General features: G+C 71.2%; 14 protein-coding genes and 1 tRNA gene. 8 read left to right on the top strand and 7 right to left on the bottom strand.

The window, feature by feature from the left end; genetic code table 11:
- Positions 1-76: 76 nt before the first annotated feature.
- Entirely contained in the window at positions 77-640 is a 564-nt protein-coding gene (locus ACIQZO_RS00245) for a DUF4383 domain-containing protein (RefSeq protein ID WP_403619140.1), read from the bottom strand.
- Positions 641-906: 266 nt separating this feature from the next.
- Positions 907-2190 carry a hypothetical protein gene (locus ACIQZO_RS00250; protein WP_403617796.1) on the bottom strand — a complete coding sequence of 428 codons (1284 nt, stop codon included), beginning with the start codon at positions 2188-2190 and terminating at the stop codon, positions 907-909.
- Positions 2191-2255: 65 nt separating this feature from the next.
- Here ACIQZO_RS00250 and ACIQZO_RS00255 point away from each other — a divergent pair.
- The 4 genes from ACIQZO_RS00255 (at position 2256) to ACIQZO_RS00270 (ending at position 4871) form a co-directional block, all read left to right on the top strand.
- Positions 2256-2330: transfer RNA gene (locus ACIQZO_RS00255), tRNA-Val, on the top strand.
- Positions 2331-2549: 219 nt separating this feature from the next.
- A complete protein-coding gene (locus tag ACIQZO_RS00260) occupies positions 2550-3029 on the top strand; it encodes an HIT family protein (protein WP_403617798.1) in 480 nt (159 codons plus the stop codon).
- 142 nt (positions 3030-3171) lie between these two features.
- A complete protein-coding gene (locus ACIQZO_RS00265; protein ID WP_403617800.1) occupies positions 3172-3969 on the top strand; it encodes a hypothetical protein in 798 nt (265 codons plus the stop codon).
- Between the two features lie 197 nt (positions 3970-4166).
- Positions 4167-4871 (top strand): DUF4352 domain-containing protein, encoded by a 705-nt coding sequence (locus ACIQZO_RS00270; protein WP_403617802.1) that lies wholly within the window; start codon positions 4167-4169, stop codon positions 4869-4871.
- A gap of 65 nt (positions 4872-4936) precedes the next feature.
- Here the strand turns inward: ACIQZO_RS00270 and ACIQZO_RS00275 are convergent, their stop codons facing one another.
- Positions 4937-5011, bottom strand: coding sequence for a 50S ribosomal protein bL37 (locus tag ACIQZO_RS00275; protein ID WP_100661309.1), 75 nt, complete (start codon positions 5009-5011; stop codon positions 4937-4939).
- A gap of 122 nt (positions 5012-5133) precedes the next feature.
- Here ACIQZO_RS00275 and ACIQZO_RS00280 point away from each other — a divergent pair, with 122 nt between their 5' ends.
- Both ACIQZO_RS00280 and ACIQZO_RS00285 read left to right on the top strand, forming a co-directional pair.
- Entirely contained in the window at positions 5134-5772 is a 639-nt protein-coding gene (locus tag ACIQZO_RS00280) for a hypothetical protein (RefSeq protein WP_403617804.1), read from the top strand.
- Between the two features lie 15 nt (positions 5773-5787).
- Positions 5788-6012 carry a DUF2277 family protein gene (locus ACIQZO_RS00285; RefSeq protein ID WP_403617806.1) on the top strand — a complete coding sequence of 75 codons (225 nt, stop codon included), beginning with the start codon at positions 5788-5790 and terminating at the stop codon, positions 6010-6012.
- 12 nt (positions 6013-6024) lie between these two features.
- Here ACIQZO_RS00285 and ACIQZO_RS00290 read toward each other — a convergent pair whose 3' ends face one another.
- The 4 genes from ACIQZO_RS00290 to ACIQZO_RS00305 form a co-directional block, all read right to left on the bottom strand.
- Positions 6025-6534 carry a hypothetical protein gene (locus ACIQZO_RS00290; RefSeq protein ID WP_403617808.1) on the bottom strand — a complete coding sequence of 170 codons (510 nt, stop codon included), beginning with the start codon at positions 6532-6534 and terminating at the stop codon, positions 6025-6027.
- Between the two features lie 253 nt (positions 6535-6787).
- Positions 6788-7420, bottom strand: a complete 633-nt coding sequence (locus ACIQZO_RS00295) for a DedA family protein (RefSeq protein WP_403617810.1) — start codon at positions 7418-7420, stop codon at positions 6788-6790.
- A gap of 212 nt (positions 7421-7632) precedes the next feature.
- On the bottom strand, positions 7633-9291 hold the full coding sequence (locus tag ACIQZO_RS00300) for an alkaline phosphatase D family protein (RefSeq protein ID WP_403617812.1): 1659 nt from the start codon (positions 9289-9291) through the stop codon (positions 7633-7635).
- Positions 9292-9386: 95 nt separating this feature from the next.
- Complete coding sequence (locus ACIQZO_RS00305) at positions 9387-10031, bottom strand: HNH endonuclease family protein (protein WP_403619144.1); 645 nt, start codon at positions 10029-10031, stop codon at positions 9387-9389.
- Positions 10032-10630: 599 nt separating this feature from the next.
- Between ACIQZO_RS00305 and ACIQZO_RS00310 the strand changes: the two genes are divergently transcribed.
- Together ACIQZO_RS00310 and ACIQZO_RS00315 are read left to right on the top strand one after the other, a co-directional pair.
- Positions 10631-11212, top strand: coding sequence for a TMEM165/GDT1 family protein (locus tag ACIQZO_RS00310; protein ID WP_403617814.1), 582 nt, complete (start codon positions 10631-10633; stop codon positions 11210-11212).
- Positions 11213-11532: 320 nt separating this feature from the next.
- Positions 11533-12060, top strand: a complete 528-nt coding sequence (locus ACIQZO_RS00315; RefSeq protein ID WP_403619147.1) for a DinB family protein — start codon at positions 11533-11535, stop codon at positions 12058-12060.
- Positions 12061-12118 lie beyond the last annotated feature (58 nt).

Raw genomic sequence — 12118 nt, forward strand, 5'->3', positions numbered from 1 at the left:
GCTAAGCGCGCCCGGCGCCCGTGCGCTACGTACGGCGCGCACCGCGCGTACCGCGCGGCAGCCGTCTCCTCCTCGGCTACGGACAGCGGCCGTGCATCACGGGGGTCCGCCCGTGTCCCTGAGCACGCCGCACCCGGTCCTCCCGGGCCGCCAGCTCGGGGTGGCGGGCCCGCCAGTACGGATTGTCGTGCGGCAGGGCGCTGCCCACCCGCCCGTACATCCCGAACCACATCAGCATCACGCCGACGACAAAGCTGAACAGCACGTTCTGGATCCGGAAGGCCAGGAAGTTCAGCCCCGTGTCCAGCAGCGCCAGATTCACGAACCCGCTCGCGATGAACAGCACGCCCAGCACGATGTTCAGGGTCGAGGCGAAGGTGCCGCCCACCACCATCCCGAAGATCAGCAGCGCGCCGATGCAGATCGACAGGACGCTCAGCGCCCCGTTGGTGTTGAGCGCGAGGACCGTGTCCCCGCCGGTGTCGAAGAAGCCGATCTGGTCGATCAGCCCCAGGATCCCGAAGGCCACCAGCAGCACGCCCGTCAGACCCGCCCCGATCCGGTACACCTGGCTGAGCTTGTGGTCGGTCGGCAGGTGATCGTCGAGCCGCGCGTTGACCGGATGCAGGGCGCGCTCCATGCGCCGGGACACCGTGTCGGACAGGCGTGGCTCGGGCGGAGCATCGGGATCGGGCTCGTGGGCCACGTAGGGCGCGTAGTGCTCATGCGGCTCGGTGCACCCGTACGCGGCGTGGGCCACATACGGCCCCGGCTCCTCGGCCGCTGTCGTACGGGGCTTGTGGAAGGTGTGGGCAGCCATGGTGCCCTCCTCTGGTCCGTTCCCGGCACCTCCCAGCATCCGCCGCCGGACGCCACGAAACAAACGGGGCCATCCTGAGCGAGCGCCTAACCGTGCCCGCGCTCCGCCCGGATCCCGCTCACCACCCGGTTCACGGCACCCCGTACGTCCTCCATCTCGAGCAGGAACGCCCAGTAATCCGGGTGGCGGCCCTCCAGCGCCTCCAGCGCGCGCCCCACCCGGGCCACCGCATCGTCCAGCGGCCGCGCGTGCCGCGGATCGGGCACACTGCGCCCCGCCATCGCCAGCCGCTGCGCGTCCCGGATCGCGAAGCGGGTCCGGTCCACCTCCGCCTGCGGATCCCGCGCCACCGCCTCCAGCCGCGTCAGCCGGTCCTGCGCCGCCGACACCGCCTCGTCCGTCGCCTCCAGCGAGCCGCGGACCGCCTCGATCAGTGCCCCCACATCGGCCCAACGCTGCTCGTCCCGGGCCAGGCCGGCCTCCCGCAGCTGCTCCTCGGCCCGCGCCACGTCCCGTACCGCCTGGTCCGGGACATGCTGAAGGTCCTGCCAGCACGCGGCACTGAACCGCCGGCGCAGCTCACTGAGCACCGGATCCACCCGGTCCGCCCGGTTGCGCAACGCCTGCGCGCGCGTCCGCAGACTCACCAGCCGCCGGTCGATCTCCGCCGCCCGCTCGGGCAGCCGCGCCGCCTCGACCCGTACGGCCTCCGCATCCCGCAGGATCCGGTCGGCGCGCTGCACCGTCTCCTGGACCCCGTGCTGGGCCGCGCCCTGATTCAGCTTGGTCAGCTCCGGACCGAGCGCCGCCAGCCGGGCCGCCAGATCATCGGCCCGCATCCCCTTCGCCCGTACGGCATCCAGCGCGTCACTGGCCCCGATCAGCGCGGCCTTGGCCCGCTCCCGGGCCGGCGCCACCCGCGCGAGCTGCGTCTCCGCCTTGTCCAGCAGCGGCTGCAACCCCTGCGCGAAGCGCTCCAGCTCGCCCTGGACCCGCACCAGCTCGTCCCGCGCCCGGGTCAGCTGCTCCCGGGCGCGCGTGGCGACCGAAGCCTCCAACTCGGCCCGGTCCAGGTCGTGCGCGTCCACCGCCTCGATGTAGACATGGCTCACCTGGTCGATCCGCTGCCCCAGCGCGGCGAACCCCTCGGTCACCTGCCGCGCGGCGGGAGACCCGTCCGCCGCGGCGATCGTCTCGATCGAGATCCGCAGATCCCGCTGGGCCGTGTCCAGCTCGTAGAACGCGGCGGCGGCAGCATCCTTCGCCGCCTGCGCATCCGCCCGCCGACTCTCGTCCCGCCCACCGAACCACCGCCGGGATGCCGTCGTCACAGTCCCTCTCCCGTACGTGTCCGCCATGCCCCGGTCCATTCTCCCCCACGGGAACGGGTTTGCGTGGGGGGTGTGCCCGCCATGTAGGCTGTCCACTCATTCACGGGTGCGTAGCTCAGGGGTAGAGCGCTGCTCTTACAAAGCAGATGTCGGCGGTTCGAAACCGTCCGCGCCCACCAGCACAAAGGCCCCCCCGCCGATCATGGTGGGGGGCCTTTTGCATCTCCATCTGACACCTACAGGTGCGGATTGAGGGGCGTTGTCAGCAAGGTCGCGGTCCTGTGCGGGGCGGGCGCGGTTTCGGCCGGACCGCGACGGGCGGCTCGGTCCAGGCGGCGTCGATGTACCACCGGCGCGCCTCGGAGGGCAGCGCGATCACGTGTGGGTAGGTTCCGGCCATGACCGGTGACTGGCGGAAGGACCGGATCGGAACTGCGCTGCGGGGTGAAAACCCCTCGGTGCTACGGCGCTTGGACGCCGGGTTCGCGGTGATCGGCGACGTGCAGTTCCTGCCGGGGTACTCGGTGCTCCTGGCGGACGACCCGGCGGTGGAGCGGCTGTCGGACCTGCCCCGGGACAAGCGGCTGGCGTTCTTGTCCGACATGGACCAACTGGGAGAAGCGGTCGAACGGGCCTGCCGCCGACTGGACGGAGCCTTCCGCCGCGTCAATCTGGAGATCCTGGGCAACACCGACGGCTTCCTGCACGCGCACGTGTGGCCGCGCTTCGCATGGGAGCCGTCCGACCTGGTGCACAGGCCCGTGTGGCTCTATCCCCGCACCAGTTGGAGCGACGAGAAGCACGCGCTCGGCCCGCAGCACGACCGACTGCGCGAGGCGATCGGAAGCGAGCTGGACCAGCTGCGCTCGGACGCGTGACGAGGACGGCCCCGGCAGGGGTAGGCGCGCCGGGTGGGAGTCGGCGAGAGCGGCGGCCGCTGCCTGGCATGGCGCGACAGTCGGCCTCGACAGTTCTGCCGTTTCGCCCTGGCCGAGGGGCCCCGGCGCCAGCATGCGTCTCATGCAACTGGACCAAGCTGTAGCGGCAACAAGCGCCCTCACCATCCTCATCACCGTGCCGGCCACTCTGCTCGCTGCCCACTGGAGCAGGCGCAGCGCGGACAGGGCCGCTGGTGCCACGGTGCTGGCAGGCATTGATCAGTCTCGGGCGGCAGTGGCGGCTGCCCAACTTCAAGAGCGCGCGGGACGCGAGCAGTGGTTGGAGGGCGTGCGCCGCTCGGCCTATGCCGAGTTTCTGAGTGCGGTGGACGTTCTCGTTCGGGTCGTCACCGAGCTACCGGAAGTCCCTGGCGCCTCCCGGCGGGAGCTGCTCGATCAGAAGGCGACCGCAGTGGTGCAGGCGCGGGCGGGTGTCGCAGTCCTGGGGCCTCCGGCAGTTCTGAGCCAGGCGGAGAAGGTGGCCAGGCAATGCGCCCGACTGGAGAAGCCGGCACTCCGCCGCGCTGTGCTGAGATCGACGATCAGCGCTCTGGAGGAAGCCTGGCGCCCTCGCAACGCCGAGTTCTGCGAGGACGCACACCACACCTCGGCGTACGTGGCGTGGGAACTCTTGGCTGAGTGGGGTCGCCTGGAGGATGAAGAGCGGTGGGAGAAACCCGGCCTTTTGGAATTCACCTTGCAGGAGAGCCGCGCACTGGATGCGGAGCAGGTCAGGCAGGTACTCGAAGTGGCCAACAGTGTCGCGTGCTGGGACGAGATGATCGGTGGCTTCCTCCGCGACCCGCTGCTGGAGCGTTTTCAGGCAGTCCGGGATGACTTCGTCGACGTCGCGTACGGCTCGCTCGGTCTTGTGGCGTAGGTGAGCAATGGTCCGCGTAAACGCGACGCAAGGGTCAACTCGCCCGGATCACCTTGGCGTTGCGAAGTCCATGGCGAATATCGGTGAGTGTCAGGTGAAAGCCGGGAGGGCTCGGACAACAGATGTCGGCGGTTCGGCCCGGGAGGGGGAATCGGCATCTGTACGGATGGTTCGGCTCGGCGCCCTCAGGTGGGGGCTTGCAGCCGGTTTCGGGCTCGGAATGCCGGGAGGGCTTCGCGGCGGGACAATCGGGATCCGCCGCAAGGTTGAGCCCGGAGGTTGCCATGAGCCCTCAGTCGCCGCCGCAGTGGGGGCCTGCCCCGGAGCGTCCGCCGGACCGGCGCGGGTGGTTTGCCCGGCATCGGCTGCTGACCGTGCTGATGGCCATCACCGCCGGCCTTGTGGTCCTGGGGATCGCCGGATCGTTCGCGGGCAAGGAGCCGGTCGCACCGCCACCGCCCGCTCCGACCAAGGCCAAGGCCGTCACCGATTCCGGGCGTCTGCCCGGACTGGGCCAGCCGGTGCGGGACGGGAAGTTCGAGTTCACCGTCACCAGGTTGCAGCCCGGGGTGGGCAACGTCGGGGGTGCGTACGGTCAGGATGCGCAAGGGCAGTTCTTCCTCGTCCATATGACCGTGAAGAACATCGGGGACAAGGCTCAGACCTTCGACGGCTCCGACCAGGAGCTCATCGACCGCAATGGCAGCAAGTACAGTGCGGACACCGCCGCGGGGATCTATCTCGACGGCAGCGAGTCGTTCCTCGAGCAGATCAACCCCGGCAACGTCGTCGACGGGATCGTCGTCTTCGACATTCCGAAGGGCGCGGATCCCGCGCGCATCGAGTTGCACGACTCGGCGTTCAGCGGTGGCACCACCGTTGATCTGACCCGCCGGAGTTGACGGCCTGCTGTGTGCCGTCGTGAACCGCGAAGACCCCCGGCCGGTGAGGCCGGGGGTCCTTCGGGTCAGGCGTTGGGGCGCTTGCCGTGGTTGGCCTTCTTCTTCTTGCGGGCCCGGCGCTTGTTGCCTCGCTTAGCCATGCTGGTCTCCCTTGTCGGCGACTCTTCATGCCTCGGTCAGTCTAGGTTCGGTGTGGTTTCTCCGCATTTGGGGCGATCGATGCTCCCTTGGCCGACGGTTCCCGGCGTGGGATCGTCGGGGGATGGGCGAGCTCGCGTGGGGTGGGTTGGTCGTGGCCGTGGTCGCCGGGGCGCTGGCGCTGATGGAGCGGTCCCTGGGGGTGGGATTCGAGCGGAAGCGGGACCAGGAACGGGCGCGGCTGCTCGCCACTCTCGCCGAGGCGGAGGAACAGCCCGCCGCAGGCCCCGGGGAGCGGAAGTTCCAGGACGTCGGGGGGATACAGCACCCGGCCGCGCAGGCCGGTGAGCGACGGGACGAGTTCACGCCGATGCTGGTGGAGTACTACGCCTACGGACTGACCCAGGCGCGCAGCAGCTTCGTCACCAGCCAGCGGTTCGCCGGGGTCGGGGCGGCGATCCTGCTCTTCGGGATCGGACTCGCGGTCTGGAAGGCCGAGGCCGGAGGGGAGCTCTACCTGGGGATCGTCACGAGCTCGGCGGGGCTGGTCACCACCCTGATCGGGCAGCTCTTCCACCGGCGGGCCGACATCGCGCTCAAGCACATGGCCGACCAGACCGCCTCGCTGCGCGACGACCGGCGGGCCGCCGAGACGACCCAGCAGGCCATCGAGCTGCTGGACACGGTCGAGGACCAAGGGCTGAGGGCCCGCCTCCAAGCTGGTTTGATCATGAAACTTTCCGGGGCCGAGCTGCCCCGGTAGCGGGATAGTAGGGGTATGTGCCGTTCCATTAAGACTCTGCGCCCGCCCGCCATCCCCGAGAGGGCGACCGAGGAGGAGATCCGCGCCGCCGCCCTGCAATACGTACGGAAGGTGTCCGGGTTCCGGGCACCCGCCGCGCACAACCGCGAGGTGTTCGAGGCGGCGGTGGACGCCGTCGCCGAGGCCACCGCGGCGCTGCTCGACGGGGTGCACGTACGGGGGCAGGCCGCCCCCGCGTGACCCGGACCGGGCCTACGAGGCCGCCGCGCGGCGGCGCATCACCCACACTCCGGCGCCCAGCGCGCCCGCGGTGAGAGCGCTGCCGACGGCGATCTGCCCGGGGCTCATCGAACCGATGCTGCCGCCCGTTCCGCCCCGCGCCGCACCCGTGGTGACCTGCAGTGACAGGGTGACACGCTCGCCGCCGGGGCCGCCGCACTCGAAGACGACGTTGTGAGTGCCCGGGTTGGCGTTGTTGAAGACGTTGGCGTTGCCGATGAGGTTGGCGGCCGCCTGGTTGCCCGGGGTCAGCCGGACCTCGCCGAAGGCGGTCGACGTGACCCTGGCGACCTGCGTTCCGCATCCCGCGACATTGAGCGCGACCCGGCCGCCCGGGGCGACGGCGGTGGGGGAGACGGTGGCGGAGGGGAAGGCGTAGGCGAGGGTGGCGGGAGCGGCGGCAGCGGCGATGAGGGTCGCGGCCGCGACAGTCACCAGGCGGCGCGCTGCTGTGGGCGGTGCGGCGGGCGGTTTGGCGGGCATGGAGAGGACTCCTCGGCTCGTCGAAACGGCGCGACCGGGCCACGGATGTGACGCGGATTCGATTGCGCACGTGCTACGGACGCTAGGAGCCCGGCCCGGGGGTGGCGATCGGGGCCGGGTGAACGGGTGAGCCATTGCTCCGCCCGGGGGAGCGCAGGCGTGGCGGACGGCCTACGCCGCCGTCGCGGGACGACCTGAGCCGCCGTCGCCGGAGGGCCTACGCCCCTACGCCGTCGCCGGAGGGCCTACGCCCCTACGCCGTCGCTGCGGCCGGGGGCGGGCGGCGTACGAGGAAGGCCGCCAGGGCGCCCGCGGCGAAGAGGGCGACCACGGACAGGGCGGTGCCGAGCCACTGGGTGCCGAGCCACTGCGTGCCGAAGTACCCGAGGGCCACGCTGTAGCCCGCCCAGGCCATGCCCGCGAGGACCGACCACGGCAGGAACTCCGCGACCTTGCGCTGGGTCTTGCCCGCCCCCAGGGACACCACCGAGCGCCCGGCCGGGGCGAAGCGGGCGATCACCACCAGGGCGCCGCCACCGCGGGCCAGCGCCGTGCCGAGGCGCTCATGGGCCCGGGTCAGCCGGCGGGAGCGGGCGATGGCCCGGTCCAGCCGGGCTCCGCCGTGCCGGCCCAGCCGGAACGCTGCCATGTCACCCAGCACCGAGGCGGTCGTGGCGATCACGAGCAGGAGCAGGATGTCCGGCACCTGCTCGGGCACCGGCACCGGCACGGGTCCCGCCGCCCCGGCGGCCGCGGCAGCCGCGGCAGCGGTAATCACCAGAACCCCGCTCGGGAGCACCGGGAGGAAGACGTCGAGCACGATGGACACCGCCACGAGGGCGTAGATCCATGGGCTCGCGGTCAGCGAACCCAGCGTCTCAAACAAAGCGGGACTCCCCAGTCCGGTTGACGTTCTGCGGCATGAAGCGCCGCGACGTCGCGGGGAGCGGCAGGAGCGGCCTGACAGCCATACAGCGTACGCCCGGCGTTCGCGTCCCGGATGCCCGGGGCGCCACCCGATCCGATGCCCGGGGCGCCACCCGCCCCGGCGCCCCGCCAAGTCCACCGCCCCGCACCGCCGGAGCCCCGCCGCACCCCCTACTCCGCCGCGGTGAGGTCCCGGTCCAGCACCGTCACCAGCACGGCTCCCTCACGCTGCTTGCGCGCCTGGTCCAGCCGCAGCCGCGCCGTCCGCCCCGACAGGGCCAGCGTCATCAGCTGATTGCCGAACCACGGCCCACCGGTACGCCGCCAGTTCACCGGCGGCCGCCCCGTCCGCCCGTGCAACGAGAAACCGCGCCCCAGCCACCGCCCCGTCCGGGACCAGCCCAGCCGAAAACCCCACTTCACCGCGGTATGGATGGAATTGTGAACCGGCGAGCACGTCAGCTGGAACACCCGCGCCGTGCTCGGTATTCGGGGCTCGGCCACATACGCGTGATGCACGTCCCCGGACAGCACGCACACCGTCGCCGGCGCCCGCGGCCCCGTCCCGACCTCCTCGATCAGATTGGTCAGCGCCGCGAACGAGGCCGGGAACGCAGCCCAGTGCTCCAGATCGCTGCGTCGGCGCAGGTCCTCCCCGATCCGCGCCCACCGCGGACCCCGCTCGCCACGGCACAGCGCGGCATTCCACGCCTCGGCGTCGTGGATCAGCGGCGGCATCAGCCACGGCAACGAGGACCCGATCAGGAGGTGGTCGTACCCCCCGTGCCCGGCCAGAGCGTTCTCCCGAAGCCACTGCTGCTCCGCCGGATCGAGCATCGCCCGTCCGTCCTCGGCCAGCACCCGCGCCGCCCGGGTGTCGACCATCAGCAGCCGGGTCCGGCCGAAGTCGCGGCGGTAGCTCCAGCGCACCGTGCCCGGATCGGCGTCCGCCGCGGACGCGAAGGCCCGGAGCGCCTCCGTACCGTCGGGGGTCTGCCGTACCGCCTCGAACAGCCCGTCGGCCGCCAGCTCGGCGGGGGAGAGATTGCCCAGGTGCTGGTACACCCAGTACGACATCAGCCCGCTGAGGACGCGCTCGCGCCACCACGGCGTCGCCCGCATCTCCGCCAGCCACGCCGCGCTCGTGTTCCAGTCGTCGATCACGTCGTGGTCGTCGAATATGTGCAGGCTGGGCACGGTCGACAGCAGCCAGCGGATCTCCGGGTCGAGCCAGGACTCGTAATAGAGGCGGGTGTACTCCTCGTAGTCCGCGACCTGGGCGCCCGGCGGCTCCCGAAGGTCCCGCCGGGCCGCGAGCCACGCCCGCGTCTCCCGCGACAGCGCGTCGGCGTACACCTGGTCGCCGAGCAGCAGCAGGACGTCCGGGCGCACCGCCTCCGGGTCGGCGGCCAGCCGCGCCGCGAGGGTGTCGAGCGCGTCCGCGCCGTGCGGCCCGTGCCGGCCCGCGGGCGGCGCCGCCTGCCGGCACGAGCCGAAGGTGACCCGCAGCCCCGGAGCCGGACGGCCGGGGCCGGTCACCGCCGGAGTGGTGATCGTGCTCGGCGGGAAGCCGCTGTCGGGCAGCGGCCACACCGGCCGGTCGTCGAGCAGCACCTCATAGGCCGTGGTCGCGCCCGGGGTCAGGCCGGTCACCGGAACGAGCGCGTAGTGGTGACCGGCTATCTGGAAGGTGCGCGCACTTCCGCCCGCCCCGTCCGCGCACCGCACCTCGGCCGTGCACGGGCGGTCGGCCTCGACCCATATCGTGGCCGCCCCGCCCGTGTCCCAGTCGACGTGGCGCAACAGCGGCCCCAGACGCAGTCCGGCCATGCAACTCCCCCTCCTCCGTATCCCCTTCGATCACGGTACGACGGGTGGGGGGAGCCACGCCTCCCCCTGGCGGGGGAAAGATCGGCCGGCTTGGGTCAGCAGCCGTTCAGGATGTTGACCAGGGCCGTCTTCTCGCCGGAGTCCATGCTCAGACCGTAGTACTGCTTCACGTTGACCCACATCCGCGCGTACGTACAGCGGTAGGACGTCCGCGAGGGCAGCCACTTGCCGGGGTCGAGATCGCCCTTGGCCTGGTTGACGTTGTCGGTGACCGCGATGAGCTGCGGGCGCGTGAGGTCGTTGGCGAACTGCTGGCGCTTGCTCGTGGTCCAGGAATTGGCACCGGAGCGCCAGGCCTCGGCGAGCGGGACGACGTGGTCGATGTCGAGGTCGGAGGCTGCGGTCCAGGTGGCTCCGTCGTACTCGGAGTACCAGCTTCCGCTCACGGCGGCGCAGGCGGAGTCCTGGACGACGTTGACGCCGTCGCGCTTGAGGACGGTCTCGCGGGTGTTGCAGCTTCCGGAGACGGTGCTCCAGTGCGGGAAGAGGTCGCGGCTGTAGCCGCTGGTGGTCCCCTCGGTCTTCGGGGTGACCGTCGCCAGGTAGGCGCGCGCGGCCGAGGCGCTGATGGGGGCGGGCGGGGCGGCCTGGGCGGCCGGGGCGTTCAGGAGGGAGGTGAGCGCGGCGAGCGCGGCGGCTGATGCGAGCACGCCAATTCGACGCGCGTAGATGCTGGGTATGAGTGCCATGAGGGGCTCCCTGGATGCGGGGGTGTGGCCGTGCGGCCCCGGTGGGGCGTGGCCATGGTGGCGGCGCCGGGTTTCGCGGGGGTGGGCGCCAGGTGACAGCCTGGCGACATGAACACGTCACATCAAGTCACTCAACGCCTTCAATTTAAACGGAAATTGAAATTCCACATGGGGACAGTGGGGCAGGTGGGACGGGAGCGGACGGCTCGACCCAGGTCGGGACGGGGGTCCGGCGGGAGGCGGGGCGGGGTACGGATGCCGTTCCGGCGGGGCGGGGGAGGGTCAGGGGAGGGACCAAAGGCCTATTCCGGCCGGTCGAGGGCGTCGCGTACTCTGTTCTGAGCAGAAGGGGAGTAGCTCTTCGCCGGACCGTCGACATACTGCTGGGTCACACCAGCCGGCGCCCGGAGGCAGGACGCGGACAGCGGCCGGCCAGCGAGACCTTCGGCCGCAGTGTCCTGTTCACGTGCAGGCGCGTTTCGTACGCGCATGCGCAAGTCAGGGCGCCGCCGAGCCGAAGCGACCCCTGAAAAACCCCAGGTCTCTCGGTCCCGATGGCGTCCTGCCCGACCGATTGAGGTTTCACCCCCGTGTTCAGCTTCAGCATCACGGCGATCGCCTTCGGCGTCGTCTTCCTTGCCGAACTCCCCGACAAGACGGCCCTCGCCGGCCTGATGCTCGGCACGCGCTACCGCGCCTCCTACGTCTTCGCGGGCGTCGCCGCCGCCTTCGCCGTACACGTCGCGCTCGCCATCGCCGCGGGCAGCGTCCTCACGCTGCTCCCGCACCGGCTCGTCCAGGCCGTCGTCGGCATCCTCTTCCTCCTGGGCGCGGCCATGCTGCTCCTGAAGAAGAGCGACGGCGACGAGGAGGTCAAGCAGCCCGCCGACCAGTCCTTCTGGAGGGTCTCGGGGGCGGGCTTCATGCTGATCCTGGTGGCGGAGTTCGGTGACCTGACCCAGATCATGACCGCCAACCTCGCCGCCCGGTACGACAACCCCGTTTCGGTCGGCATCGGCGCCGTACTCGCCCTGTGGGCGGTCGCGGGCATCGGCATCCTGGGCGGGCGCACCCTGATGAAGTACGTTCCGCTGCGGCTCATCACCAAGATCGCGGCTGCCGTGATGGCCGCACTGGCCGCGTTCTCGCTGTACGAGGCGATTGCGGGCTGAGCCGACGGGTCGCGGGGTGGTGGGGCGGGTCGGTGAGTCGCGTCGATGTATCGGGTCGGTGAATCGGGGCGATGGGCCATGGTGGTGGCGATATTTCCTTGCGGGCGCAGAAGGTACAGGTCAGGCTCGTGCGCGTGACCGACACCGCTGCCTCCACCGGCGCCTTCCTCCGCCCTTCCGTCCGCCCCTCCATCAGCCCTTTCAGTGAGCCCGTCCCCGCGCTGGTGGCTGTGGGTATGTCCGCGCCCGTGCCTGCGGCTGTGGCTGTTCCTGCGCCTGTGGCCGTGTCTGCTGAGGACCGGCGGTTCGGGTGGTCCAACATGTTCGTCCACCCCGACGAGGACACCCGGACCGACGGCGGATTCCAGGGCGAACGCGCCGTGCTGGCCGGCTACCTGCGCGACCAGCGCCTGACGCTGGAACTCAAGTGCGCGGGCCTCGACGCGGAGGCCTTGGCGCGCCGCTCGGTGGAACCGTCCAACCTGTCCCTGCTGGGTCTCGTACGCCACCTTGCGGGCGTCGAGCAGTACTGGTTCCGGCACATCATGGCGGGCCAGGAGATACGTCGGCACTACCGCTCGGAGGAGGACCGCGCGGGGGACTTCACCGGAGCGGTGGCGGACCCGGCCGTGGTCGCGGACGCGTGGGCCATCTGGCGGGCCGAAGTCGCCTTTGCGGAGAAATTCGTCGCGCAGGCGCCCGGCCTGGACGTCACGGGTGACACCGAACACGACGACAAGCCGATGGAACTCCGCGAGGTCCTGATCCACATGATCGAGGAGTACGCCCGCCACAACGGCCACGCGGACTTCCTGCGGGAGCGCATCGACGGGCGGGTGGGGCAGTAGGGGCGGGGCCGAAGGGAGCGCCCTTGAGGGACCGGCACGACACGGAGAGACGATGAGG

This window comes from Streptomyces sp. NPDC097617 (assembly GCF_044761485.1).
GTDB lineage: Bacteria > Actinomycetota > Actinomycetes > Streptomycetales > Streptomycetaceae > Streptomyces.